Origin of the sequence: Acidovorax sp. 59 (assembly GCF_002754175.1) — a bacterium.
Lineage (GTDB): Bacteria > Pseudomonadota > Gammaproteobacteria > Burkholderiales > Burkholderiaceae_C > Acidovorax > Acidovorax delafieldii.
Genome location: NZ_PEET01000001.1, coordinates 2,040,370 through 2,066,244, shown reverse-complemented (window position 1 = coordinate 2,066,244; position 25,875 = coordinate 2,040,370). Strand labels below are relative to the sequence as shown.

18 protein-coding genes are annotated in these 25,875 nt (G+C 58.0%); 7 read left to right on the top strand and 11 right to left on the bottom strand.

The window, feature by feature from the left end; translation table 11 throughout:
• The first annotated feature begins 37 nt into the window (after positions 1-37).
• Together CLU87_RS09250 and CLU87_RS09245 are read left to right on the top strand one after the other, a co-directional pair.
• On the top strand, positions 38-2,995 hold the full coding sequence (locus CLU87_RS09250; protein WP_099730254.1) for a Tn3 family transposase: 2,958 nt from the start codon (positions 38-40) through the stop codon (positions 2,993-2,995).
• 595 nt (positions 2,996-3,590) lie between these two features.
• Positions 3,591-5,681 carry a S8/S53 family peptidase gene (locus tag CLU87_RS09245; RefSeq protein WP_158236075.1) on the top strand — a complete coding sequence of 697 codons (2,091 nt, stop codon included), beginning with the start codon at positions 3,591-3,593 and terminating at the stop codon, positions 5,679-5,681.
• Between the two features lie 157 nt (positions 5,682-5,838).
• Here CLU87_RS09245 and CLU87_RS09240 read toward each other — a convergent pair whose 3' ends face one another.
• On the bottom strand, positions 5,839-7,386 hold the full coding sequence (locus tag CLU87_RS09240) for a hypothetical protein (RefSeq protein ID WP_143227265.1): 1,548 nt from the start codon (positions 7,384-7,386) through the stop codon (positions 5,839-5,841).
• Positions 7,387-7,458: 72 nt separating this feature from the next.
• Positions 7,459-8,457 (bottom strand): DNA-binding protein, encoded by a 999-nt coding sequence (locus CLU87_RS09235; protein WP_099730251.1) that lies wholly within the window; start codon positions 8,455-8,457, stop codon positions 7,459-7,461.
• Between the two features lie 90 nt (positions 8,458-8,547).
• Here CLU87_RS09235 and CLU87_RS09230 point away from each other — a divergent pair, with 90 nt between their 5' ends.
• Positions 8,548-9,744, top strand: coding sequence for a tyrosine-type recombinase/integrase (locus CLU87_RS09230; protein ID WP_099730250.1), 1,197 nt, complete (start codon positions 8,548-8,550; stop codon positions 9,742-9,744).
• Positions 9,745-9,767: 23 nt separating this feature from the next.
• On the opposite strand, the gene CLU87_RS09225 is transcribed toward CLU87_RS09230, so the two are convergent.
• Positions 9,768-11,219 carry a Shedu immune nuclease family protein gene (locus tag CLU87_RS09225; protein ID WP_099730249.1) on the bottom strand — a complete coding sequence of 484 codons (1,452 nt, stop codon included), beginning with the start codon at positions 11,217-11,219 and terminating at the stop codon, positions 9,768-9,770.
• Between the two features lie 68 nt (positions 11,220-11,287).
• On the opposite strand from CLU87_RS09225, the gene CLU87_RS09220 reads away from it, so the two are divergent.
• Positions 11,288-12,340 carry a DMT family transporter gene (locus tag CLU87_RS09220; RefSeq protein ID WP_099730248.1) on the top strand — a complete coding sequence of 351 codons (1,053 nt, stop codon included), beginning with the start codon at positions 11,288-11,290 and terminating at the stop codon, positions 12,338-12,340.
• Positions 12,341-12,372: 32 nt separating this feature from the next.
• On the opposite strand, the gene CLU87_RS09215 is transcribed toward CLU87_RS09220, so the two are convergent.
• The 8 genes from CLU87_RS09215 to CLU87_RS09180 form a co-directional block, all read right to left on the bottom strand.
• Positions 12,373-12,933, bottom strand: a complete 561-nt coding sequence (locus tag CLU87_RS09215) for a hypothetical protein (protein ID WP_055401673.1) — start codon at positions 12,931-12,933, stop codon at positions 12,373-12,375.
• The gene (locus tag CLU87_RS23255) at positions 12,930-13,370 is read right to left on the bottom strand and encodes a hypothetical protein (protein ID WP_158236074.1); all 441 of its coding nucleotides are present in this window, start codon (positions 13,368-13,370) and stop codon (positions 12,930-12,932) included. The genes CLU87_RS09215 and CLU87_RS23255 overlap by 4 nt, the downstream gene beginning before the upstream one ends.
• A gap of 40 nt (positions 13,371-13,410) precedes the next feature.
• Positions 13,411-13,791 (bottom strand): hypothetical protein, encoded by a 381-nt coding sequence (locus CLU87_RS09205; protein WP_056744980.1) that lies wholly within the window; start codon positions 13,789-13,791, stop codon positions 13,411-13,413.
• Between the two features lie 63 nt (positions 13,792-13,854).
• Positions 13,855-17,043: a CusA/CzcA family heavy metal efflux RND transporter gene (locus CLU87_RS09200; protein WP_099730246.1), complete on the bottom strand. Its 3,189-nt coding sequence runs from the start codon at positions 17,041-17,043 to the stop codon at positions 13,855-13,857.
• Positions 17,044-17,058: 15 nt separating this feature from the next.
• Positions 17,059-18,669: an efflux RND transporter periplasmic adaptor subunit gene (locus CLU87_RS09195; protein ID WP_099730245.1), complete on the bottom strand. Its 1,611-nt coding sequence runs from the start codon at positions 18,667-18,669 to the stop codon at positions 17,059-17,061.
• Between the two features lie 2 nt (positions 18,670-18,671).
• Positions 18,672-20,027 carry a TolC family protein gene (locus CLU87_RS09190; protein ID WP_099730244.1) on the bottom strand — a complete coding sequence of 452 codons (1,356 nt, stop codon included), beginning with the start codon at positions 20,025-20,027 and terminating at the stop codon, positions 18,672-18,674.
• Between the two features lie 157 nt (positions 20,028-20,184).
• Positions 20,185-20,544: a cation efflux protein, CzcI family gene (gene czcI, locus CLU87_RS23675; RefSeq protein ID WP_099730243.1), complete on the bottom strand. Its 360-nt coding sequence runs from the start codon at positions 20,542-20,544 to the stop codon at positions 20,185-20,187.
• A gap of 74 nt (positions 20,545-20,618) precedes the next feature.
• On the bottom strand, positions 20,619-20,957 hold the full coding sequence (locus CLU87_RS09180) for a DUF4148 domain-containing protein (protein WP_069103149.1): 339 nt from the start codon (positions 20,955-20,957) through the stop codon (positions 20,619-20,621).
• Positions 20,958-21,113: 156 nt separating this feature from the next.
• Between CLU87_RS09180 and CLU87_RS09175 the strand changes: the two genes are divergently transcribed.
• The 3 genes from CLU87_RS09175 to CLU87_RS09165 all read left to right on the top strand — a co-directional run bounded on the left by CLU87_RS09175 (position 21,114) and on the right by CLU87_RS09165 (position 25,750).
• Complete coding sequence (locus CLU87_RS09175; protein ID WP_069103148.1) at positions 21,114-21,800, top strand: heavy metal response regulator transcription factor; 687 nt, start codon at positions 21,114-21,116, stop codon at positions 21,798-21,800.
• A complete protein-coding gene (locus CLU87_RS09170; RefSeq protein WP_082836287.1) occupies positions 21,797-23,134 on the top strand; it encodes a heavy metal sensor histidine kinase in 1,338 nt (445 codons plus the stop codon). Before CLU87_RS09175 ends, CLU87_RS09170 begins: the two co-directional genes overlap by 4 nt.
• A gap of 219 nt (positions 23,135-23,353) precedes the next feature.
• Complete coding sequence (locus tag CLU87_RS09165; protein WP_255409874.1) at positions 23,354-25,750, top strand: heavy metal translocating P-type ATPase; 2,397 nt, start codon at positions 23,354-23,356, stop codon at positions 25,748-25,750.
• The last annotated feature ends 125 nt before the right edge of the window (positions 25,751-25,875 follow it).

The window sequence follows — 25,875 nt, the reverse complement described above, 5'->3', positions numbered from 1 at the left end:
GCAGGCTTGCGACCGCGCCAGCCATGGGAGGACCAGCTTGTCTAGCTACTACCTACGTTTCGTTGGCGCCGATACCCTGCCCAAATCGCTATCTAAGCGGGAGGTCGAAGAGTGCTTTGGGCTGAGCATTGAAGACATCCAGGAGCTGCGCCCGCCCAGGTTCAGAGGGACTGCACGCCTTGGCGCTGCAGTTCAACTGGTCATGCTGCGCGCTACGGGGCGGCACCCCGATGCCTTTTCAGGTCTCCCCTCCGTCCTGCTGCGGTACCTGACTTCAGCGCTTGGCATGAACGCGACGGACATCGCCTCGGTGACCTCGCTGTACAAGGACAAGGACACGCGGTATGAGCACCAGCTCTGGGCACGGGAACGTGTCGGCTTCGCGGTAGTAGACGACGACACCACAAAACCGCTCCTGGCAGATGCCCTGGCGGAGCTTTCCGCCTCAGCGGTATCGGTCGATGACCTTATCCAACAGTCAGAACACTGGCTTTTTGATCGACGGCTCGTCCTGCCGGGTGACCGGACACTGCGCGACATGGCGCGCATGGCATTTGCTGAGCAGGAGAATGCCGCAATCGCAGCGATCCGCGCCTGTGCGCCACCCAAACAGGTTCAGGCGGCGCTCTCGCACGCATTCTCAAAGCGATCAGGGCCCGGGGGGCACACCGTACTGGAGTGGCTGCGCACACCCCCAGGAAAGCACGGGCAGCTCACGTTGAGCGAGGTCACCAAGAAAATCGAGTGCCTCAAATCACTGCAAGTTCACAAGTGGAAGCTGTCGGCGATTCCATTGAATCGTCTCAGGGCGTACAGCCAGGAGGTGATCAATCGTCCACCCTCCGCGACGAAGTTTCTCTCCGAGGATCAGCGCGATCTGCGCATCGTCTCTTTCCTGCATGTCACCCTCTTGGATCAGACCGATCTCGCCGCAGACATCGGTGCGCGATGTCTCACGGATCTCTATCGCAAGGCCTCTGGCAAGGTCCTCAAGAAGCAAGCCGAAAGTGCTGTGGATCTGCGTGCTGAGCGTGTCAGGCTCAAGGACATACTCTACGACACGCAGTTGACCGATGCTCAGATCGTCGCGGCGATGCGCGATCTGGTGCCCAAGAATGGAGAAAACTTTGCCGGTACGCGGGCTCAATTCGTCCGGGAAACACTGGTGAAAGAACAAGCGCCGCGTATGTCGGCCCTGCTCAATGCCCTCGGAGTCCTTGAGATCAAAGGCGAGGAAACGGACAAGGCGCTCAAGCAGCTCAAGACGCTGCGCGATTTGTCCAAACGCGGCATCAGCAGCCTTCCCGAGGGGTTTGATGTGTCGGTTGCGGACCCAAGCTGGCACTCGCTGCTGGAAGGCCCTGATCGCAAGGTTGCTCTTGCAGCTCTCAAAGCAAGCGCAGCGACTTCTTTGAAGAAAGCGATCAAAGGCGGAAAGCTGTGGCTGGAACACAGCAGCCGCCATCGCAACCGTGCCGATCAGCTGATACCCGAAACGCAGTGGGCCGAGAAGCACAAGTCGCTGATCCGTGCTTTGAGCTTGACCGACAATCCCGATAAGTTCCTGGAGCGCGTGCTGGGACGGGTCAAAGCGGGCATCGGCCAGCTGGTGCAGGCCGTCGAGGACGGGGCTTTGACCATAGACAGCCAGGGGCATATTCACATTGCACCGATTCAGGCGCTTGAAGTCGAACCTCAGGTCACCAAGACACGCGAGAGCATGTTCAACATGATCGGCGATGCCCAGTTTGGCAACATGCTGGTCGAGATCGACGCAAAAAGCGGCTTTAGCCAGGCTCTGCTAGGCCGCAGGGCCAAAGACATGGCTGAACTGAAGGCCGTCTACGGCGCCCTATACACACACGGAACAGAGAACACTGCCAAAGGCGTATGCGCGATGATCCCAGGCCTGCAGGTGTCTCAGGTCACTATGGCCATGCGTGCAACGGAGGCCAGTGGCCGTTTGCGGGAAGCCAACTCACGGGTCATTGAGTTCCAGCAAAGCATGCCTATTGCCAAACTCTGGGGCCTGGGCGACAAAGCATCCTCTGATTCGATGACGCTCGACACGTCACGGTACCTGCACTCAGCGCGCATGGAGTACCGCCGCAAGCAGCATGGCGTTGGCATCTATGTGCACATGCTTGATACCTGGGCACTGTTCCACGACCAGCCCATCGTGATCAACGACCGGCAAGCAGCGCCAGCGGTGGACGGTGTCGAGGCGCACAACTGTTCCCGCCGCGAGGACCAGATCCGACTGTCCCTACTCGCTGTGGACACCCATGGCTACACCAACGCAGCGATGGCCATCGCCAAGTTGCTGGGCTTCGATCTGTGCGTCCGTTTGCGCCAATTGTCGGAACGTAAGATGTTCTTGGCCAGGGGGGACACTGTGCCGGAAGCTTTGGAGCGCCTAACCGTTGGGAAAGTCTCGCTTGGGAAGATTCGAGCCGGATGGATGGACCTACTGCACCTGGTTGCCTCTATCCGACAAGGACGCTTGACAGCTGGAGAAGCCATCGCCCGCCTTGGCAGCGCGGCGCGGGGCGATCCCGTGCACGCTGCCGCAGACGAGTTGGGCAAGTTGCTTCGTACGATCTTTTTGTGCGACTACTTCACCATTCCCGAGTTTCGCCGCGAGATGCATGCCTTGCTCAACCGGGGTGAATCTGTACACCAGTTGCAGCGCGCCGTGTACCACGGACGTGTAGGAGTCTCACGCGGGCGCAGGGCTGATGAGCTGCGGGCTATCTCAACAGCGCACACCCTGCTGACCAACGTCGTGATCAGCTGGAACACCATGAAGATGCAAGATGTCGTGGATCGCTGGAAGGTGGCCAAACACCCCATAGATGAAAGCTGGCTGCGCCGCATCGGACCCGTGCACTTCGAGCACGTGAATTTTCGGGGGACGATTGCGTTCGACATGGATCCTTACATCGATGCGCTCATTGAGCGCCCAGCCAAGCAGCGTGTGGCACGTTTGCAGTGAATCGGTAATTTGAGCCACTACCGAGCGAACCAGCCGGAGTCAAGACCAGTGTCGAAGTCCTTGCGCCCCCCACCGTGAGCCCTCGCCCGTGCTCCAAGACGCACTCCTGGACGCGCGCAAGTTTTCAAATGTCAGCTCTTTTTGCGTGCGATTTACCGGGTTAGCAGCTTGCAAACATCAATAAAATCAACAACTTAGAGTTTTGCTTAAAAAATAGGCGCCTCTTTTTCCGTGCGATTTACCGGGTTAGCAGTTCCGCTCGGTAACGGGACTTTTCACCCAGCGAAGAGACTGCTCAGTGATCCCCTGAGTGTTGTCGCGAACACGTGACTTCGACCATAGCCTCAACCGGTGTGGCGGATGGCCGCGACGTAGAACGCCTTTGCACGGATCTGCCCAAGCCACGGCCTTGGCCTCAAGTCCACTCAATCCTGATCGGGCGCTGGCACTTACGCGCAGGGTGCGAACAAGGAACACCTGCGAAGTAGCCTCGTGAACTCGCTCATTTAAAACTTGCCATCCCAGGATTGGCAGCTACGATTTTCGTAGACCACAAACTTCTCTGGAGCGATAGATGCGACACCTGCTATCTGTGATGTCAGCCATTGCACTAACTTTTGGCATGGGAATGTTGCAAGCGGCGACTGTTGACCCTGATAGCCTGAAGCGGATGAGAGATGCGGTGAATGAGGAAGGCGAGGTACGAGTGATGATCACCCTACGCCATCAGAAACTTGAAAAATTATCGCAAGAGCAAAAAAATGATAACTTTAAAAAAGATGCAGATGCCATACGCGCATTAAAGGCGGAATTAGGAAACGCAGCATTTACCGAAGGTAGTTGGGAGAGCGAGAGTGGGCAGATCGGGGTGTATATAAAAGCAGCAGGAATTAGCATCCTTCAAAATAGTCAGAATGCACTAGCCTTTACAATAGATCCCACTGACAAATCGCGCATTACTGCTATGGACCTGGATGGCAGCCTTACAGCCCTCCGGAAAGTTTTGCGCACTAGATCAGAGGTAGATGCCGAAATAATTCTTGGCACTCAGAGTGCGAAGTATCAATTATTGCAAGATGGCTCGACACGTATAACAAATGTCGGCGAAGTGATCATTGAGGCCAATTCCCTGATTGAGAAAATTCGGGAAAATTTGCAAAAATCAGGCCGATCCGAATCTACCCTGGCATTGGACAATGCGCTACCAATAAAAATAACGACCTCTATTGACAAGAAAAAGCTGCTCCTCCTGCAAAATCATCCTGATGTACGAGGAATTCGGCCTATCGGCTATCAAGATCCTCGGACCACCTACTGGTCTGCAGGAGCATCCGATATGGCCGAAAAAGAAGGACAGGTAGAGGTAAGCATTTCGTTGCGCGGCGGGGTACTTTTCTCTCCTGACTTAAATTGGAATTCCCGTGGAGGAAAAAATCAGGCAATGGCAAATCGAGAAGCCATGACAAAAATTCTTGCTGATGCCAATATAAAAATGCCACAAAGCGATCCTGTCGGGGATTCGATTGGGTCGTTTCAGATGATTCTTACCAAGGACCAGCTGTCTAGACTCCGCGCAAAAAATGATCCGCGAATTTTGGAGTTGCGTGAAAACCGCCCATTGGGTGTGTCGCAACTACAAAGGAGCATGCCGACTATTAACATGCCTGTTGCATGGGCTTCTGGAAGTAAGGGGAGTGGTGTAGCGATTGCCGTTTTAGATGACGGCATTCGAAAAACTCACGAGATGTTTCTCTTTAACGGCACTACGAAAGTAGTCGGCGAAGATTGTTTTGGATCAAACTCCGGAGGATTTAAGTCTATATGTCCAAACAAGGATTTGTTCGGTGATAGCCCAGCGGGGACGCCAAATGCGGGTGAGCCAAACAGTGATCTCATCGGATGCCAGCTGATTGATCAGCAGCGGTGCGGGCATGGTACGCTAATGGCTTCGGTTGCTGCGGGTCGCGCATCACCAAACGTGGCCAGCGGAATATTGCAAGGGGTTGCACCAGACGCCCAACTCATTTCGATAAATATTTTCTCATATGATCGCATTAATAATAAAAAAACATATTATTTGAACGACTTGGAAAAAGGGCTCTCGTCGGTACTTCTGAGGGCCGGTGGGGCTACGCCCACCTCGCCTGCAGCACTGGTTGTCAATCTGAGTATCGGCACCGTTGCCAGTTACCCGTCCGACTGTGATGCCAATGTCAGCATCGCCATCAGAAATCTTATTCGACAACTTAGGACCGCAGGCGTCCCTGTTATTGCATCAACAGGAAATTACCAGATTCAAACTGCGCTTTCGCATCCTGCTTGTAGTGAATACTCAATAAAAGCTGCTTCTGTGCTGAACGATGAAATTGGATATACGCTCGCGACAAAGTCAAATATCGCGGCTTTAAGTCAGTATACGTATCCAATTTTTTTGGCGCCTGGTGGAGACGAAAATGCTATTGGTGTCAATGGGGCAGGACGCGTTTCGGATACCGATTTGCTTGCAGGCTGGGGAACATCTCTCGCTGCAGCTCATATCTCTGGTTTTGCAGCTGTCTACAAAAGTACGAATCCCACTCATAGCGTCGATCAGTTCATCGCTTGGGTCAATTCGACCGGCAGTGTCCCTGTCAGCAGCACAATTGCCAGCGGTGTACAAACTTGGCGCAGAATTGCATTCCCGTGAAAGTTCACTGGTTTTTAGAGGGCAAACCGGGAGACGGCCAGTTTAGGCTCATAAGCCTTTGGTTATTAATGAACCGCTTTCTATCCCGTCTCGCTTATTTGAATGGCGCGCCACCAATCGCCTTACCAGGGGCCCTACTGCCTAGGCTTCTGGCGTATCACTGCTGTTCTTCGAAGAAAGTTTGGCTTGTGAAGTTGTCCGCCATTTCGATTCGCAGACGAAAGTCAATGCTCTCCTTCTTTTTCTTCGTGCTCAGGATATGCAGTTTCACAGGCGAGTAATAGCTTGTGGTCGGAGGGACTTCGTATTCCTTCCCATAGATGGTGACCATGGATGCGGGTTCTTTCTGCTGCAGAACTGAAAACTCTCCGTTGCGCACGACCTCCATCAGTGACTTACCCCCGTCAGTACACGCGACAGTCATCGTCGGTGAACCGGTGATCTGAGAGCGCTGGTAGGAGAGCTTGCCCTCAACGATATCGCTGACTCGCGCCAGGGCCCGATGATCGTCTGTGGAAATGCTCTCGAAAATATCGATCGGCGCACTTTTCCTGAGGTATCTAAGCACATTTCTGGCTCGTCTGGCGTAGTGAGCAAATGCGAGGGTCTCGTTCATCGCCTCTATATGCTTTGGTATATGAAACTTCCCCGCTGCAGCTTGATTTCCATCGACTTCCAAGACGAACGAAACAGACGCGGATGGATCAAGAATTGCTTCAAGCAGGTTGATAAAGACGTCCAAGTAGGGAGGGTTGGCAGCCTCTTTTCCTTGCCACGCTTTTAAGTTGGTAGTCAGAGTCGATACCGAGTGAACATCATTGCGATTCGTTGGGGTGAAAGCTAATTCCACGTCCAGAAGACCGCCACATCCAGCGCCTGCAAATCGGATTTGCTTGCGCCCAGCTGTTAGTTGACCACCAATGGTTTCAAAAATTGCCGGTTCGATCTGGGGCGCAAGTATCTTCAACACGGCTGGACGTGCCATCGGCATGATCGTTATCGATGCTAGGTCGGCATCTTTGTGCAGCACGTCGAAGATTCTTGATCCTTCAAACACGACCCCATCGAGTGGCAGCGTCGCTTCACGGCCCTCGTCAATGGACGCCTGAAGGCCCTTGCGCCAGACATCAGCCGATTCCTGTCCAATCTTGATGGAGAAAGACACGGTCTCTTTCGCGCCCACGGTAATCGTTGTGTTGCCACCCGAGTACGCCGTTGAAACAGTGAACCTTGGATCCACCGCTTCCAATTGATCGACCAAGGCTTTGTGCACGTTGCCTATGGCTTCTGGATAAAACCCAGGCGTTCGGGTGCCCATGGCCATGGCCGCCATGCGATAGATATCCTTTTCATCGGGAAGCCGCTTGCCTTGCTCCATCAGAGCCCTTGCCTCAGCCGATGTTTTCCATGCTTTGAGCGTTTCTGCAGGGTACGAGTCCGGATCTCGGTCGATGATCGTCGAGCATGTCTGGCATAGCCAGATGATGTTGCCAAAGCCGCGCCGGTCCTCTGCGGTCATTGCAGCGAGATAACGCGGCCCCCCAGGCGATGCCGCATGAATATGCGCGCCGACCCCCACATTGGAGAAGTCAATTTCGCCCACTGGCGCGGAGGTGGTGGCGCGGCAATCGGGATTGGAGCAACGACCCGCCACCCGCTGGTAAGCCTGATTCTTGGTCGGTTTCGTGAAGTCGTCGCGTGCCATTGGATCGTCGCTAGGTTGTATGCAGATACTGTGTGGAGCTTTTTCGCCGACTGGCGGCCGACGTGCAAGCAATCAATGGCCGTCCATCGGTTTTTTCTTGCGAGCGGGCCTGGGCGGCGGTTGAAACTGCGCCACCAATCCGCGCAGGGTGTCAGCCTCCGCTTTGTGCTGCGCCACTGCCTGCAGTGCCTGCTGTAGCTCAACGCCTTGCAGTTGGTTCACGCGGGCGCTCTCGGCCAGCGAAGCCCGTGCGCTCTCCAGGTCTGCGGCCAATCGTGTCTGGACTGCGTTGGCCTCCAGGACCTTGGCATGGTGATCACGCTCCACTTCTGCGAGCTTGCCCCGCAGCTGCTCCAGTTGCTTGTCTACCTGCGTTCGAGCAGTGCGCTCCCGATCAATTTCACGAAGCGCGCGACGCTCGGCCTCGGCCGCACGGGAGGCCGCCTCATCGATGGCCGCACGCCCCTTGTCAAGTTCAGCACTGAAATGCTGCCTGCTCTTCGATTGCTCCAGCTTCAGCTCATCCACCTGCCTGGACAGCGCCTCACCTCGCGCTGTGCTCGCAGCGTGCGCACGCCGTTCTTGCTCAAGCTCTGCAGCAAGGGCCTGAGCTCGGGTCTCCAGTTCGGTGACTTTGGTCTGTGCGGTCTGTATCTGTGTCTCCAGGACGGCGCTTCGCTGCAGAGCCTCCTGCAGGTCTGCCTGTGCACTCTGGGCCTCTGCGTGTACCTCGACGCGCAGGACCGCTAGCTCCTCGCGTGCCAACTCCGTTGCCTGGGTCCACAGCACGCTGACCGCCTGGCCTGCGGCCTCTTTAAGCGCCTCCGGTAGATCGGGGTGATCGATCTCCACCCGAGCCTTGCCGCGCAGATCCTCCCAGAACTTGGCCAGCGCTTCGGCCGGGGCGCTCATGGAGCCCTTGCGCACATGCTGATAGAGCTTGCTGGCTGTGGGCGTGATGCCGTATCGGAAGAACAGCAACGCGCAAACCTCGCGGTACAACGCTTTCGTGTCGCTGAAACGCTCCCGCAGGGCCTCAACTTCGGCTTGGATTTCTGATTCTTCGCTCATTTTTAAATAATACAACGTACAACGTATGAATCAATGATTTATTTCCCAATCTCTGGACATAATTACTCTAATGTCCATAGAATTTGGCCCATGAGCAGTTTGACCATCGCACCGGCCGTTTTGGCGCATCTTGAGCCTTTGGAGGGCTTGGTGCTGCCCCTTCACCTGTCCGGAGAGCGTGGCCGAAATCGGGCCCAGGGCCTACCCCAGGTAGCGGCCAATGACGACCGCTCTGCAGTTTTGGCTTGGCTGGCGCGCTACAAGGATTCACCGGCCACGCTGGCCAGCTATCGCAAGGAGGCGGAAAGACTGCTGCTTTGGTGTGTGCACCAGCACGGAAAGGCCCTGTCCGATCTGACCCATGAGGATTTCCTGGTCTACGAGTCCTTTCTGGAAGATCCCCAACCGGTTGATCGATGGGTCATGCAGGTCGCGCAGAAGGCTCCTAGGTCCTCGCCCCACTGGCGTCCGTTCGCAAAGCCGCTGGACCGGCAGAGCCAGCGCCAGGCCCTGTCGATCCTCAACAGCCTCTTCAATTGGTTGGTTCAAGCCGGGTATCTGGCAGGCAACCCCTTGGCTCTGCGCCGCCGCAAATCAGTGGCTCGCCCCGCCAAGACCAGCAGGTTCTTGCCGCACGAACACTGGGCGCAAGTACGCGCAACGATTGAGTCCCTTCCCACGAGCACGCCTCGCCTCGCTCTCCAAGCGGCCCGATATCGGTGGCTCTTCTCACTCCTCTACATCGGTGGGCTGCGGATTTCGGAGGTCTGTAACAACTCGATGGGCGACTTTTACTGGCGACGGGGAGCCGACGGACGGGAGCGCTGGTGGCTGGAAATTCGTGGCAAGGGAGAAAAAACCAGAGTGATCCCCGCGACAGACGAGTTGGTCTCAGAGCTGATGCGCTACCGAAAGTCGAATGACCTGGGACCTCTACCTCATGAGGGCGATTCCTCCCCACTGCTCCTGCCGTTGATTGGTGGGTCTAAACCTATGGGACGCAGTGCGGTGCACGAGTTGGTCAAGACCATCTTCCGTGAAACCGCAGCCCGCCTGCGCGCGCTAGGTCCTGACCATGAGGCCGCTGCCTCTCATGTAGAGCAGGCCTCAGCCCACTGGATGAGACATACGGCGGGCACTCACCAGAGCGACAACATGGATCTCAAGGCTGTGCGCGACAACCTGGGGCACGCAAATATTTCTACCACCAGCATCTATGTGCACACGGAAGACGATGTGCGCCATGACCAGACCACAAAAGCGCACAAGCTGGGGTGGTCGGTTTGATCGCGAGAAGTTGATCCTGTCGTTCAGTTGCGTGACATGCCATAAAAAGGTACCTCATCGGGAACTGGTTGCAGGTGCTGCTGCAGATATTCGAGTTTCGCCAACAGTTCGTCAAAGGTAATCACCTCCACGTCCTTGCAGGCGTTGCGGAAAACCTCAAAACAACGCAGTTCATGCTCTTCAATAGGGCGTCGTCCAGCAAGCACAACGCATCTGACCACATCCGCCCGGGAGGGGCGCAGAGATGGGTTATCGAAAACATGTGTCTGCCACCGAGTGCGCAACTCACTTTGTTGATGCAGCACCTGGGTGATAGCGCCACTAAGTTCTGAATGAGGGCCGAAAACATGCGGTTTCCTGTACGGCGTGACAAGCATCAAGGGTGCATCTGGGGTTTTGATTTCCACAATGGCAAGCGCTTGACCTTGCTCCTTGAAGAGGAAGTCCCCAATCTGCGCGCCCGACCCTGTCAGGCCTGATCCTTGAGCATGAAACTGCGTGTGAGACAGTTCGACAGGTCGAGCAAAAGCCAAACTCAAGACGAATTTATGCTGTTCAAAGAAACGTTGCCAGAGGTGTTCACCGAGCTTCTTCTCCAGCATATCTCGGTACTTGCCGATCATCGCTGTAAGCGTGGCTCGCTCGATTTCCGCGTGTAGTTTCAAGAGCTCAGTAGGTGCCTCGGCCGCCAACTCATCGACCTGCTTTCGCACTGTCTGAACATTGGCTCGACGCTCCGCGCGCTCGCGACTGGAGGTCTGCGCGGCGCTTTCGCGTCGTACCCGCACCAAAGGTGGAGCAACCCGCTCGATCCGTTGGAACTTCTCGGGATTGATTCTCGTGAGCACGTCGTCATAAACGAGGCCCTGCTGGATCCTTTGGATCAGGCTTCGCCCACGGGTCTTGGTCCGGTTGAAGGCGCGGCGCAGGCTGTCCAGTTCACTCTGGTCGATAAACACCGTGCGCCCATCCAGGCGCATTTCTGTTTTTTTCCCAATGGTAAGAATGTCTGCTTGCTGTACCAGCGACAGGACCCGCCAAACTGTGTCGAGATCTTTGATAAGGCCAAGCCCGTCACCAGGCAGATCAAAAATGCTCGATGCCAGTCTTAATGCGACGTGAGCTGCCGCGTCCTGCGGGTCGCTTGGCAAATCGCTACGGGCGCCATCTTCGTAAATAACGGTCGTGAAGCGACCATGTTTTGGCTTCAGATAGCGCTTTGTGTGTGGATTCGCATGTATTGGATACATGATGATCCTGTTTGCCAGGATGGTCGCTAGCAAGGGCCACTCCGATTCGGGTCTTGCTTGCCATATCTGCATGTCCCGGTCGATGGGTTGGAACGTCTTCAAATACAGCTTCTGCGCGGGCTCGCCGTTCTCGGTTGCTTCTTGCAACTTGAACTGCGCCTCCTTCACGTCATCGCCACTGAGAATCTGCTGCCCCTCGGCTATCGCTCCCACCTCGGTTTCCATAGTTGTGCCCCTCCATGAATCGCTACCCAATGGTAGGCCATGGACTTCATGGTGAAATCACTCGCACTATGATCGACTCTTCGCACCATCCAGCCCTGTGCGGCGGCCTGTTTGCACTGGTGGCAGCAGCTTTGTTCGGCATCAGTACGCCTTTGGTGCAAAAGTTGGGCGCTGGCTTGGGTGCCTTCACGACAGCAGCGCTGCTGTATGCCGGAGCAGCGCTGATCGGGGCCCTGTCGCTGCGGACTGCTGCGCACGAAGCGCGGGTGCAGAGGTCCGACATTCCGAGCCTTCTGGCGATGGCTGGCTTTGGCGCGGCGCTGGGGCCGGTGGCCCTGGCCTGGGGGCTGCAGCATACGAGCGGGGCCAGCGCATCGCTCATGCTCACGTTGGAGGCGTTGTTCACCGCGACGCTGGCATGGTGGCTGTACAGTGAAACCATGGACCGCCGCGTGTGGGCCGCCATGCTCTTGCTGCTCGCAGGAGGAATGGCGCTCGTTCTGGACCAGGGCCTACAGGGAGGAGTTCAGCTGATGGGGTTGCTTGCCGTGTTGCTGGCCACCGTCGCCTGGGGGGTGGACAACACCTTGTCCCGTGGACTGGCTGAGCGCGACCCCAGCCAGGTGGTGATGGCCAAGGCTACCTTGGGAGCCGCAGTGACGGCTGCATTGGCGGTTTCGACTGGGGAGCCTTGGCCTTCGTTATCCGCAGCACTAGGACTTCTCGCCGTGGGAGCCACTGGCTACGGCCTGAGTCTGCGCTTTTACCTTCTTGCCCAGCGGGCGTTTGGCGCGGCGCGCACAGGCTCGGTGTTTGCTTTCGCGCCCTTCATCGGTGCTGCCGTGGCCTTCGGTTTCGGGGACCGCTCTGCGGGATGGTTGATGCTGCTGGGCGGGGTATTGATGCTGGCGGGAGTGGTACTGCACTTGGCGGAAAGCCATGGTCACGAGCACACACACGAAGTGCTTGAGCATGAGCATGCCCACCGGCACGACGATGGGCACCATTCACATGTGCACTTTGTGATGCCAAAGGGCAGCCACAGTCACAAGCACACCCATGAACCTATGACCCACGCTCATCCCCATGCTCCTGACGTGCACCATCAACACGTTCACTGAACCCCAGGGATTTTTTGTCTGCTCCCCCGAGGTCACTTGACCGTCAGGTCGGCGACCAGGCGAGCCTTGTAAGCCCTTTCCCGAATAGCATCCTCGCCGTCAGTCGCCCATACAAACGTGCTCTTCCATGCCCAAACCGTTCCATCGATCCGAAGAAATCGTAGGTCACCAGCTTTGCCATCCACGGTTGCGACTTGACGCTCTCCTTCGAAATCCAAGGTGAACGTATGCGTTCCTGGCTTCAACTTGAAGCGCACCATCGTGTTGGGGAGAGTCTCGGCGGCGATTTCGTTATCCGCGCTGATCTTCACAAACCGCCCGCCATCTCCCCAGTTGCGCCGTACGACGTAGACGGTGAGCGCATTCGGATCGGGAGTAAAGCGCTTCGCCTGAGCGTCGGCATTCAGGCTGGGGGCGGGCACCCGAGTGCATGCGATTACTCGGCCCTTCCTGGCTTTGTAACAGTATGGCGCTTCTGCGGAAGGATCGGCCCCAGTAGGGGTGGCACAACCCGCCAGCAAGCTAGCAACCAGCGCAGAAGTCAGGATCACGCAGAGGCGGCGGGTGCCTGAATGTGGAGGAATTTTTGTCATGGATCTGATTCTTTGCTGTGGAGGTTGTTGATCAGCGACTGCAGGTTTGTCAGCGACTCCGGCACTTTTACCCACGGTCTGCCTCCTTGGATTGCATCTGGCGGTGCCGCGATTTCGGTGTATTTCGGTATTTCAAACGCATTGCCTGTCGATCCCTCAGTCTCTTGGCCAAGCGTCGGCTGTACTTGACTCTCACCGCCATTGGCGGGTGGCGTTTGAGCCAGATACGCCGCAGCCTCCAAAACACAAACACGGAGGTCAACAAGCCGATCCAAATCCAGAACAGTTTGGCAAAAGGCGCGACCTGTGCCGCCTGCATTGACATGGATCGCTCCTTTTTGCATCCAGCAAAGGCATATTGCCGATGGGCTGACCGAACTCGCAACTATGTAGTCAGTTTCTTTGACGTGAACGGACTGCTGAAAGTGGATCAACACTGGGGCGTCGCGAGGGCGATCCCCCCAGCCAGGCTTCGTATTACTTCAGCGTGAAACGAACAGAGGCAACCGACTTGCCGGCCTTCGAGACAGCGACGACGGCTTTGGTACCGGCGGGGACTTTGAAGCTGCCCGCGGCTTCCAGCTTGCCGTCACCGGCTTGGAGCTGGACATCCTGTTTCTCGCTGCCTGCCAGCAGCGTGACCTTGGCGGTCATTCCCGCCACGGCAACTGGCTTTCCATGGTCGCGCATATAGAGCTGCAGCTTGTCGGCGCTGGCGACGAGTTCGTACTCGACCTCCTTGGCTTCGGCGACAGCACCACCGTGCATCGGTTTGATGTCGTGACCATGGTTGTCAGCAGCGAACGCCGTGCCGCAGGCCGACACCGCCACTGCGAGAATGAGTTGGGAGAGTTTCATGACAGTTCCTTTGGGGGTGGAGAAAAGGGACGGCCCCACGATCAGCGAGCGGGACCGTTTCAACTACGCGGACGCGGACACGTCTGGGGGATGCGAGGGCTCAGCGGACACGTCCTCATCTTCCTCATCGGGCCGGTGGGCCAGACGGTAAAGAATCGGCAGCACGAGAAGCGTGAGCAGCGTGGACGAGAGAATTCCGCCGATCACCACGGTGGCCAGGGGACGCTGGACTTCAGCGCCGGTGCCTGTCGCAATGGCCATTGGAATGAAGCCCAGCGAGGCCACCAGGGCAGTCATCAGAACCGGCCGTAGCCGGGTGAGCGCGCCGTCACGGATTGCTTCGTCAAGACCAACACCGCCTTCCCTCAAGCTGCGGATGTACGAAATCATCACCAGACCATTGAGCACGGCCACCCCAGAAAGCGCGATGAAGCCGACAGCCGCAGAGATAGACATCGGAATGTCGCGAAGCCAAAGCGCCAGGATGCCCCCCGTCAAAGCGAATGGGATGCCAGTGAAGACCAGCAGACCATCCTTGACGTTGCCGAACATAGCGAACAGCAGCACGAAAACCAGCAGCAGGGACACCGGCACGACGATCTGCAGGCGCTGCGTGGCCGACTGCAAGTTCTCGAAGGTTCCGCCCCAGCTCGTCCAATAGCCGGTAGGAATCTTGATCTGGGCCAGGCCTTTCTCAGCCTCTGCGACGAAAGAGCCCACATCGCGCCCGCGCACGTTGGTGCTCACGACGATGCGGCGCTTGCCGTTTTCTCGGCTCACCTGGTTGGGGCCAGGAGCAAGCTCGAATGTTGCTACCTCGCCCAGCGGGATGAAGTTCGTTTTGGCCTCTGTCCCATTGGCAGAACGCGGCAGCGGGATAGGAAGGCGCTTCATCCCTTCGAGATCGTTGCGCAGGGATTCAGGCAGACGAACCAGGATGTCGAATCTGCGGTCGCCCTCGAACATAGTGCCGGCCTCGCGTCCACCGATAGCGGTGGCCACGGTGTCTTGAATGTCGGCAACGTTCAGACCATAGCGAGCAGCCTTCTGGCGGTCGATGTTCACGGTGAGCATCGGAAGCCCCGTCGTCTGCTCAACCTTCACCTCAGAGGAGCCCTGAATCTTCTGCAGCATTGCGGAGACTTCTTCTGCGGACTTGTTCAGGACATCCATGTCGTCACCGAAGATCTTCACGGCTACGTCACTGCGCACCCCGGAGATCAGCTCGTTAAAGCGCAGCTGAATGGGCTGGGAGAACTCATAGTTGTTGCCCGGGATTTTCCCGATGACTTCCTGAATCGCCGCGAGTAATTCGTCGCGGGTTTTTCGAGGTTCGGGCCATTCGGCCATTGGCTTGAGCATGATGTACCCGTCCGAAATGTTCGGCGGCATGGGGTCCGAGGCAATCTCCGCAGTACCGGTTCTGGCGAAGATGCGCTCGATCTCGGGGAATTTCTCTTTCAAGGTCCTTTCAATTTGCTGCTGCATTTGGACTGACTGGGAAAGGCTGGTGCCTGGGATGCGCAGCGCCTGGATCGCAAAGTCGCCTTCATTGAGATTGGGTACAAACTCGCTGCCCATACGCGTGGCGATCAACCCGCACAAGATCACCGCAACTGCAGCTGCGGTCAGTACGACCGCCTTGGCGGCCATGACACGGTCGAGCAGTGGACCATACAAGCGCTTGGCATGGCCCAGCAGGAAGTTTTCCTTCTCGCTGACCCGATTGCCGATGAACAGGGCCACCGCTGCGGGGATGAATGTCACCGACAGAACCATGGCGCCCAGCAGTGCCGCGACCACCGTGAATGCCATGGGGTGGAACATCTTCCCTTCAACGCCTGTCAGCGCGAAGATGGGCAGGTACACCACCATGATGATGAGCTGTCCGAACAGCAATGGACGCCTTGACTCCTGGGATGCCAAAAACACCTCATGGAAGCGCTCAGCCCGCGTCAGTGGCCGACCGTGGTGCGCTTGTGCATGGGCAAGTCTCCGTACGCAGTTCTCAACGATCACCACCGCTCCGTCGATGATGATGCCGAAGTCCAACGCTCCCAGGCTCATCAGGTTGGCGCTCACCTTGTACTGAACCATACCCGTGAAGGTAAAAAGCATCGACAAGGGGATGACCATTGCCGTGATGATGGCGGCACGGATGTTGCCCAGAAAGAGGAACAGGATCACGATCACCAGAACCGCGCCTTCCAGCAGGTTCTTCTTCACCGTACTGATGGCTTTGTCAACAAGCACGGTACGGTCGTAGACAGTCACCGCGTGCACCCCCTCTGGGAGGCTCTTGTTGACTTCCAACATCTTCTTGTCCACCGCCTGCGAGACAGTCCGGCTGTTCTCGCCGATCAGCATGAACACCGTGCCGAGGACCACTTCGCGTCCGTTGTCTGTTGCAGCACCTGTGCGCAGTTCCCGGCCAAGGCCAACTTCTGCCACGTCGCGAACGCGCACAGGAACACCGTTGGCGCTGCTGAGGATCACGTTACCGATGTCTTCCAGCGACTTCACCTGACCAGGTGCACGAATCAGATACTGCTCGCCACGCTTTTCGATATAGCCCGCGCCCACATTGCCGTTGTTGCGGTCCAGCGCAGTGACCACATCCTGCAGTGTCACGCCGAGAGAAGCCAGGCGTTCAGGGATGGGCGCGATCTGGTATTCCTTGGCAAAGCCGCCAATGGAATTGATCTCGGTCACGCCAGGAACATTTCGCAGCTGTGGCTTGATGATCCAGTCCTGAATCTCGCGCAGGTCTGTCGCGGTATAGGGCGAGCCGTCGGGCTTCTTCGCCCCGTCCTTGGTTTCGACAGTCCAGAGATAGATTTCGCCCAGGCCGGTCGAGATGGGCCCCAGCGCTGGCGTGATGCCGGCAGGCAGCTTGTCGCGCGCCTCCTGGATGCGCTCGTTGACGAGCTGGCGAGCAAAATAGATGTCGGTTCCGTCTTTAAAAATGACGGTCACCTGCGACAGACCGTACCGCGAAAGCGACCTGGTCTGCTCCAGGTTTGGCAGGCCAGCCATGACCGTCTCAATGGGGTATGTAACCCGCTGCTCAGTCTCCAAAGGCGAGTAGCCTGCGGCCTGGGTGTTGATCTGAACCTGGACGTTCGTGATGTCAGGGACCGCATCGATAGGCAGCTTTTGGTAGCTGAAGACGCCAAGCGCCGCCATGCCCAGGGCCGCTAGAAGCACCAACCATCGCTGTTCGATCGAGAATCGAATGAGTTTTTCAAACATGTATGCGCTCCGCGATCAGTGCGTGTGTTCGGCAGATCCCTTGCCGAGTTCAGACTTCACGACGAAGCTGCCGGTCGAGGCGTAGGGCATACCGGCTTTGAGACCCGAGAGGACTTCGACCCGCTTGCCATCGCTTCGGCCCAGCTTCACGGGTTGAGCGATAAAGCCTCCATCAACCTTGAGGAAGACCACCGGCTTTTCCCCGACGTTTTGGACGGCGTCGGCCGAGATGGTTACAGGCGCTGCCGTTTCTTCGGACACCACCTCAACATTGACAAACAGGCCGGGACGCCAAGCGCCCTTGGGGTTGTCAAGAACCACGCGGGCTTTTGCCGTGCGGGTTTGCTCGCCAATGAGCGCTCCTACAAAAGCGACAGTGCCTGTAGCGGAGGCGTCAAAGGCGGTGGCCTTGATCGTGACCTTTTCGCCCACACGAACCGATGGCAGATCTTTCGCAGGAACATTGATCTCAGCCCACACTTGGGAAAGGTCCGAGATGGTGAAAACCGCAGCATCTTCCTTCACGGCTTCGCCGAGACTAAGGTGCTTCTCGATGACAATGCCATCAAAGGGCGCTCGCAACTCGATACGGTTCAGTCCTGCTACCGACGAGGCGGACAGGCCCATCGCGCTCAGTTTCTGATTGGCGTTGGCTACTGCGACCTCTGCTTCGCTCAAGGCCTGCTTGGCCTGCAGGTAGTCCTGCTCGGCAGAGACCTTCTGCTCCCACAGCTTTTTTTCTCGCTCGTAGGTGGTCTTTGCCAGCGTTAAGCGCTTTTGGGCCGTCTGCAGCTCGCTGCGTTGCTCGGAAGCAGTCGGGCTCGCGATCACCGCCAAAACTTGCCCTTTCTTGACCACTTGGCCCAAGCTGGCATTGACGCTTTCCACGACTCCCGCAAGCCGGGGAACAACGTGAGACGTGCGGTCTTCGTTCAAGCGTATCTCCCCGGGAAGGAGCAACGCCGTCTTGATGTTGGCTTTCACCGCAGCGTCCAGGCTGATGGATGCAGCCTTTATCTGGGCATCGGTCAGTTCGATCTTTCCTTCTTCCTTGCTCATCACGAACATGAAAGGCTCTGTGGCAGTCTGCGCAATGATCTCGATGTCGAACGCATGGGGTTCAGCAACGATCTCTCGGCTGACAAGACTGTCTTTTTCAGCGGCAAACGTCAGTTTCTGCTTTTCATCTGTCGGGCGGGTCACAGTTGCCGTGACCGTTGCAGCATTCAGGGGCCGCGGTTTATCTTTGTCGGACAGCCAGATTCGCAGTCGAGGCTCGCCACCGTCTTCAGACAACAATGCTTCCAAGCTGAAGTCGCCTTCCTTGAACACGGTACCGCCATGTGGTCCCTTGGCTTCGCTCTTTTCATGGTGTTCACCATCGGCATGCCCCTTGTCATCGTCGTGGCCCTTTTCGCTACCCTTGCCATGGTGCTCGCCGTCGCCGTGTCCCTTGGCCTCGGTATGGCCGCCGTGCCCGTGGCCATCGTCCTCGGTGGCTGCGGCTTTGGGCTTGCCGCCACCTTGCAAGATGAAGGTTCCCGCGCCGACCCCTATTGCGAGGACTACTGCAATGGCGATCAGGTGTTTTTTACTGATGGTGGATTTGCTGGAGTTCATGGTCATGCTCAGTGTTGCGTTGCGATCAGGCCGGTAACCATGCTGGCCCCGAGCAGGCGGTCGATATCAGCCGCTGCACGGTGTGCTTCGCCAAGGGCTTTGAGGTACTGGGATTTGGCTGTGAAGTAAGTGCGTTGGGCATCGAGCACTTCCAGGAAATTGAACTTACCGTTCTCGAAACCAATGGTGGCGGCGTCATAGGCCGACTTCGCACCAGGCAGAACTTCCTGCTGCAGTGACTGAACCTCTGCGGTGATCGTGGAAAGGCGCTCTCGTGCCTGCGCCACTTCGCTGTGCAGGCGCACAGTGGCTGCTTGCAGCTCATCGCGGGCCTTGTCCTCAAGTTTCAGCGCCTCCAGGAGGTTGCCTTGGTTGCGGTCGAAGACGGGAAGAGGCACAGAGACCCCGAAAAGAAGGACGTTGCGCTGCGTCTCGTTGCTGCGCTGCATGCCGACGCTGACGGTGACATCGGGGACGCGTTTGCTTTGTTCCAGGTCGGTCAAGGCCTTGCGCCGATCCACCTCGATTCGCGCAAGTACCACGCCTGGCGAAGAAGCAATCAGGGGCTGGAGATCGACGAGGCTCGGGACCGAGGGCAGGTTCTCGGCCTTGCCCTCCAGGACGGTGTAAGGCGCATCGATCCGTCCCAACAGCGCGAAAAGGCGAGACAGTGCATTGCGTTGTTCGCTTGCGGCCTGGGCGAGTTCGACGCGAACGCCGGCTTCGGCAACCCGGGCCTTGGACTCTTCCACTGGGGACACTTTGCCAGCGGCTACACGCTTTGAGACGGTATCCGTTGAAGATTTGGCCAGCGCTGCGCTGTCTCTGGCTAGTACCAATCGTTCCTGCGCAGTCAGAACATCAAAGTAAGCGGCAGCGACATTGGCCCGCACGGTGGCTTGCAGCTCGGCGAGTTGGGCCTGTGCTTGCTCGCGCGTTTTTTCGGCCGCCTTGGTGCGTGCTGCACGCTTTCCGCCCAATTCCAAGGGAAGATTGAGTTGCCAGCTTTGCGTACGTGTTTTGGAGCGTGTGTCTTCCAGCGAGTACGCGAGCTCTGGATTGGGGCGCGAGCGTCCTTGAAGAACCTGTCCTTCGGTTGCCTCCCATTGGCGCTTTGCCGCAGCCACCTCCGGATTTCCCTCCAGGGCCAGTTCGATGGCCTTGGCCAGCGACAAAGGCTCAGCTGCGGCCGCTGCAGCAGACTGAGGTGCTCGTTCGCCAACGGCTGGCCCTGGTGGCAGGCCCTGGGAAAAGGCACCGCCCGAGGCGCTCAGCCATATAGCTGCGGCGCCTGCCGCGAGCTTGATCTTTCTACCGCCGCGCCATGCGTGCGGCATCTCTTGAAGGTAAGTACCCTTGAACATCCGATTCTCCAGTGATTTCAAAACACGAGGGAATCGGCGGACTGGCAACCGTGCAGCTGCCTGGCAACTCGTCAGTCACTCCAGCTGCAACACACGCAACTGCTTCGGCCGCGATGGCGGACAAGACTGAAAAAGAAAAGTGAGATGCCCCCGCCGATCAGGCGAGGACGGACCACTGAGGGCGGTCAGGGGGCGTGGGCGCTACAGCCAGCAGGCGCTGGCCTGGGGAAGACTCCACACGGCTGTCATGGGAAAAGGCTGGCTTTGCATCTGACCAGCTCAAGGCCCCGATACCCGCGCCATGGCAAACTGAACAGTCAACATCAAATGCACCTGCACCCTGGCTGGACTTTTCGGCCTGACCATTCCCGCCTTTGGCTTCATGCTGGTGTTCGTGATGCCCCAAATGCTGCGACTGCGAGGTTGAGCTCTCATGCATGCAATAAGCAGCCACCGCAGACCAGCTGAACTGGAACGGAAGCAATGCAAGCATAAGAACGGCGATCAAGCGGCGCATTTTTGAAGTCTAGCATGCGTCATGAAGGGCGTACTGAGGCTTGGATGGCCGCTGAAGGGCACTGGGTTGGGAAATCAGCGAGCGCCGCCGTTCATGTCCAGAAGCGCCTTCTTTTCAGCTGCCGACATGTTGAGAAATTCCTGTTGGACCTGCTCACGCGTCTTTGTTGAGCCTGTTGCTTTGACTGGCAGCGCACCCCCGCGCGAAAGGACTGCCAGCGTGCCATCCTTGCGCGCTACTTCGACAGCCTGAAGCACATCGCCACGGGACATTGCGCTTTGCATGTGGTCGGGATGTGTGGTCATGCCCACTTCGCCACCAGCAGGATGGTACAGCGACGAGGCAGATGAAAATCCTGGAGCCGCAATTGTGAAGGCGATCAGAGTGAGGGCGAGGGGTTTGCGAACAGTCATGGTGTTGTCCCTTGATATCAGTTAGCCCTCGGCGATCTGCCGGGACTATGCCTTTCGACACGGAGACACTGTAAAAATCCGCGCGCGACACGGCGCCAACAGCCAGATAACAAATTCGTAAACTACGAACAGGCCGGATTCTTCGAGAATGGCAGCATGAAAATTTTGCTCATCGAAGACGAAGTCAAGCTGGCCGAGTACCTGCGCAAGGGCCTGGGAGAGGTCGGCTACGTGGTGGACGTTGCACACAATGGGGTGGATGGCCTTCACATGGCTCTGGAAGGCGTGCACGATCTGCTGGTCTTGGACGCGATGCTCCCAGGGATCGACGGCTTCAGCCTTCTAACGGCCTTTCGCAAGACCAAGCAGACTCCGGTCTTGATGTTGACAGCAAGGGTCAGCGTCGAGGATCGGGTATTGGGACTCAAGACGGGTGCCGACGACTATCTGGTCAAGCCCTTTGCGTTTTCCGAACTGAGCGCCCGCATCCAGGTGCTGCTGCGGCGGACCCATGGCGCGCGGGATGCCGCAGAGCCCACGCAACTGCGGTTGGGCGACCTGGAATTAGACCTGGTACGGCGCAAAGCGTCCCGGTGTGGCCAGCGCTTGGAGTTGACTGCGAAGGAGTTTCTGCTGCTGACTCTGTTTCTGAGAAGAAAAGGCGAAGTGCTTTCTCGCACTGAGATCGCTGAGCAGGTGTGGGACATGAATTTCGACAGCGATACCAGCGTAGTGGAAGTCGCGATCCGGCGCCTCCGTACCAAGATCGATGTTCCGTTTGACACTGCGCTGCTCCACACCATTCGCGGCATGGGATACGTGATGGAGGACCGCAACGGATGAAGGAGCTGGCCCAACATCGCTCATTGCGCCAGCGGTTGTCTTGGTGGCTGGCGCTGCAGAGCTTTGCCGGACTCGGGGTGGTCTGTCTGGCGGTGTATCTGGTGACCGAGTTCAACTTTCGTGATCGGCAAGAGGAAACGCTGGCGCAAAAGGAAAACGTCATTCGGCACTTGCTAGTGGATGGCAAGGAGCATGGGGATTCGGAAGACCTTGCGCACAAACTCGATGACTTCCTTGTTGGGCACGGAGATCTGTCGCTCGAAGTCGCGCGGGCGGACGGGATTGTTCTCTACGCCCACACCCGCAACCAGAATGCGAAGACGGTATGGCGCCAACGGCAGTTCGAAGTAGCACAGACTACGGACCAGACTCCCTCAAAGAACTTGCGCGTTCAGCTGTCGCTGGATATCCAAACCGACAACCAGTTGTTGCACCGACTTGCTCTTACCTTGCTGGTCGCAGCCATCGGTGGGGCCGTCGTTGTATCGCTAGGCGGATTCTCCCTGGTCAACTTGGGCCTGGCGCCCGTCCGAAGACTGGCCAGTCAGACGCGCGCAGTGTCGGCTGACAATCTGCATCAACGTCTCGACAGCGCCGAGCAGCCCCTTGAGCTCGTGCCTTTGATCGACCAGTTCAACGCGCTCCTTGCTCGCATTGAGAAGGCCTATTCCCAGATGGAAGGCTTCAATGCGGACGTGGCGCATGAGTTGTGCACGCCTTTGGCCACGCTCATTGCCAACAATGAACTGGCTTTGCTGCGCCCTGAGCAGGCGGATATTCGCGAGGTGCTGGCGTCCAATTTGGAGGAGCTGCACCGCCTGACGGGCATCGTCAATGACATGCTGTTCCTGTCCCAGGCGGATCGGGGTGTGGGAGCACGTCGGGCCCCCGTTGCGACTCTTGCATCAGTGGCTGCTGACGTACTGGATTACCACGAAGCGGCACTGGCCGAGGCTGGTCTCACCGCTAAGGTGGTCGGCGATGCGCATGGCGCTTTCGACGTGCCGTTGTTGCGCCGGGCCCTGTCGAACTTGCTCGGCAACGCCACCCGATACGCGAACCCTGGCTCAATCGTCCAAGTCAACCTCAGAACTATCGATGAGGGCCGTGTGTTGATCAGTGTCACCAACTACGGCAGCACTATCGATCCCGAGCTACTCCCGCAGCTGTTTGACCGATTCTTCCGTGCAGATCCGGCTCGTAGTCATGGGCAGAGTAACCATGGCCTTGGGTTGGCCATAGTAGGAGCTATTGCACGCATGCACCAGGGAAAGCCCTTTGCATCGTCAGAAAACGGGGTAACGAATGTGGGAATCGAAATCCCCCCGAATTGATGTTGTTTTTCGACGGGGTGGGGTCGATCCTGTGCCCCTGCGACTGAGTACGGACCGTTAAGAAATCCGATTTACCCAGGACAAAGCAGCCATGTTCTTTTTGCTGCTTGACTTTAAAGCTACTTGAAGGTTTCCAATTGGGCTATGAAATCAGAAACAAGCACACCTCCCACCACTGTTGACACCTGCTGCTCCTCGGGCTGTTCCAGTACCGCAGCAGTGGTCCCTGCAGCCACAAGCAGCCCGGGCCAGGGCAAGCTGTTCCGAATCGCCACCATGGACTGCAGTGCCGAAGAGTCGGAGATTCGTCGGGCGCTGGAGCCGCTTGAGGGAATCCGCTCGTTGGGTTTCCAGCTCGGCGCGCGCACGCTGAAGATCGATGCGGAGGATCGCGCCTTGCCCCTTGCGCTCGATGCCATCCGCAAGGCGGGTTTCGATCCACAGCCCGTGGTCACTGCGGCAAACACCCAGGGTAGCCAAGGCCGGGTGTTTCGCATTGCGACCATGGACTGTAGCGCCGAGGAGGCGGAGATTCGTCGGGCGCTGGAGCCTCTGGATGGGATTCGTTCTCTGGGTTTTCAGCTGGGCGCGCGGACGCTGAAGATCGATGCAGAGGAAGGCACCTACCCGTTGGCACTCGATGCCATCCGCAAAGCGGGCTTCGATCCGCAGCCAGTTCCAGGCGCCAATGGCTCCGAGGGCGGACAGGCGGGCGAACCAGCCGAAGGCGACGACCATGGACATGGTTTTGCAGGCGGCATCTCCCGGCTGGTAGCCGCGCTGGTGTTCGCCACGGGGGCTGAGGTCCTCTCGTTCTTTGCTCCCGACCAGATGGCCTGGAAAGTGGCCGGCATGGCGATTGCCGCTCTGGCTATCTGGCTGGCCGGCATCGACACCTACAAAAAAGGCATTGCGGCGCTGCTGCGCGGCAAGCTGAACATCAATGCGCTGATGTCGGTGGCCGTCACCGGCGCATTCCTCATTGGTCAGTGGCCAGAAGCCGCGATGGTGATGGCTTTGTACGCGATTGCGGAGCTCATCGAAGCCAAGGCAGTGGACCGGGCCCGAAACGCTATCAAGGGCTTGCTGGAACTGGCGCCCGAAGAGGCTTTGGTACTGGGCACCAACGGAGCATGGACCGCTACACCGGTGGCTTCGGTGGCCATCGGAGCGACCGTGCGCATCAAGCCGGGCGAACGCGTGCCGCTGGACGGTAAGGTGACCAAGGGCAATGGCGCCATCAACCAGGCCCCCGTGACTGGCGAGAGCATCCCCGTGGACAAGGCACCTGGCGACCAGGTGTTCGCCGGCACGATCAACGAGACTGGTGAGCTGGAGTTCGAGGTCACAGCCTTGTCGAGCAACACCACCCTGGCCAGGATCATCCAAGCCGTTGAGCAGGCGCAGGGCACGCGCGCTCCGACGCAGCGCTTTGTGGATCGGTTCGCCTCCATCTACACCCCCGCAGTCTTCGCCATTGCCGTGGCGGTGGCGGTCCTCACTCCTTTCCTGATGGGACTTACCTGGCTGGAGGCGCTCTACAAGGCCCTGGTCCTGCTGGTGATCGCCTGCCCATGCGCTCTGGTCATTTCCACGCCGGTCACGGTGGTCAGCGGATTGGCCGCGGGAGCGCGCCGTGGGATCTTGATCAAGGGCGGAACCTACTTGGAAGATGCCCGGCTTCTGAAGGCGGTGGCGCTGGACAAGACCGGCACCATCACCGAAGGCAAACCCAAGCTGGTGAAGTGGCAGGTGTGGGGTGCCGGTGACGAGGCAGCAGTCCAGCAGATGGCTGCCAGCCTGGCGGCTCGTTCCGACCACCCGGTTTCCAAGGCGATTGTCCAGGGCTTGGATGTAAAGGGTCCAGAAGCAGAAAGCTTCAAGGCCTTGCCTGGGCGCGGCGTCGAAGGCATGGTGAATGGTGTGCGCTTGATGCTGGGCAATCACCGACTGATCCATGAGCTAGGACTGTGCGGTCCGGAGCTGGAGGCGGAGCTGGCCACCCATGAAAAACAAGGCCGCACGGTAACCCTCCTGGCTGACGATTCAGGCGTCCTGGCGCTGTTCGCGGTAGCGGACACCATCCGTGAGACATCGAAACAGGCCATCGTCGATCTCAAGGCACTGGGTGTGACCTCGGTGATGCTGACCGGCGACAACACGGCCACCGCAAAAGCCATCGCGGCGCAGGCCGGCATTGATGACGCCCGTGGAGATCTGCTGCCCGAAGCCAAACTCGACGCCATCAAGGAAATGCAAAAGCGCTATGGCGCCACCGGCATGACCGGCGACGGCATCAACGATGCGCCGGCGCTGGCGCAGGCCGACATCGGTTTTGCCATGGGTGCGGCGGGAACCGACACGGCCATGGAAGCAGCCGATGTGGTCATCATGAACGATGACCTGCAGCGCGTCGCCGAGACGGTGCGTCTATCCAAGCGCACCCACGCCATTCTCTGGCAGAACATCACCTTGGCATTGGGCATCAAGAGCGTCTTCCTGGTGATGGCGGTCGTTGGCACGGCCACCATGTGGATGGCGGTCTTCGCGGATATGGGAGCGAGCTTGCTGGTGGTGGGCAATGGCCTGCGCCTTCTTCGAAGGGTACGAGGGTAGCCAGACCGCATAGTTGGCTGAACATGCTCACTTCCACGAGCTAGTTTCGGCGCTATGAGCCGACCGCCTTGGCTCTTGAGCGGAAGCGTTGGCCACACAAAAAAACCAAGACTTCATACTATCCA

Coding starts and splice junctions, on each gene's coding strand:
- CLU87_RS09245 (WP_158236075.1), top strand. CDS start 3,591: ATGTCAGCCATTGCACTAACTTTTGGCATGGGAATGTTGCAAGCGGCG.
- CLU87_RS09240 (WP_143227265.1), bottom strand. CDS start 7,386: ATGGCACGCGACGACTTCACGAAACCGACCAAGAATCAGGCTTACCAG.
- CLU87_RS09235 (WP_099730251.1), bottom strand. CDS start 8,457: ATGAGCGAAGAATCAGAAATCCAAGCCGAAGTTGAGGCCCTGCGGGAG.
- CLU87_RS09230 (WP_099730250.1), top strand. CDS start 8,548: ATGAGCAGTTTGACCATCGCACCGGCCGTTTTGGCGCATCTTGAGCCT.
- CLU87_RS09225 (WP_099730249.1), bottom strand. CDS start 11,219: ATGGAAACCGAGGTGGGAGCGATAGCCGAGGGGCAGCAGATTCTCAGT.
- CLU87_RS09220 (WP_099730248.1), top strand. CDS start 11,288: ATGATCGACTCTTCGCACCATCCAGCCCTGTGCGGCGGCCTGTTTGCA.
- CLU87_RS09215 (WP_055401673.1), bottom strand. CDS start 12,933: ATGACAAAAATTCCTCCACATTCAGGCACCCGCCGCCTCTGCGTGATC.
- CLU87_RS09205 (WP_056744980.1), bottom strand. CDS start 13,791: ATGAAACTCTCCCAACTCATTCTCGCAGTGGCGGTGTCGGCCTGCGGC.
- CLU87_RS09200 (WP_099730246.1), bottom strand. CDS start 17,043: ATGTTTGAAAAACTCATTCGATTCTCGATCGAACAGCGATGGTTGGTG.
- CLU87_RS09195 (WP_099730245.1), bottom strand. CDS start 18,669: ATGACCATGAACTCCAGCAAATCCACCATCAGTAAAAAACACCTGATC.
- CLU87_RS09190 (WP_099730244.1), bottom strand. CDS start 20,027: ATGTTCAAGGGTACTTACCTTCAAGAGATGCCGCACGCATGGCGCGGC.
- czcI (WP_099730243.1), bottom strand. CDS start 20,544: ATGCGCCGCTTGATCGCCGTTCTTATGCTTGCATTGCTTCCGTTCCAG.
- CLU87_RS09180 (WP_069103149.1), bottom strand. CDS start 20,957: ATGACTGTTCGCAAACCCCTCGCCCTCACTCTGATCGCCTTCACAATT.
- CLU87_RS09175 (WP_069103148.1), top strand. CDS start 21,114: ATGAAAATTTTGCTCATCGAAGACGAAGTCAAGCTGGCCGAGTACCTG.
- CLU87_RS09170 (WP_082836287.1), top strand. CDS start 21,797: ATGAAGGAGCTGGCCCAACATCGCTCATTGCGCCAGCGGTTGTCTTGG.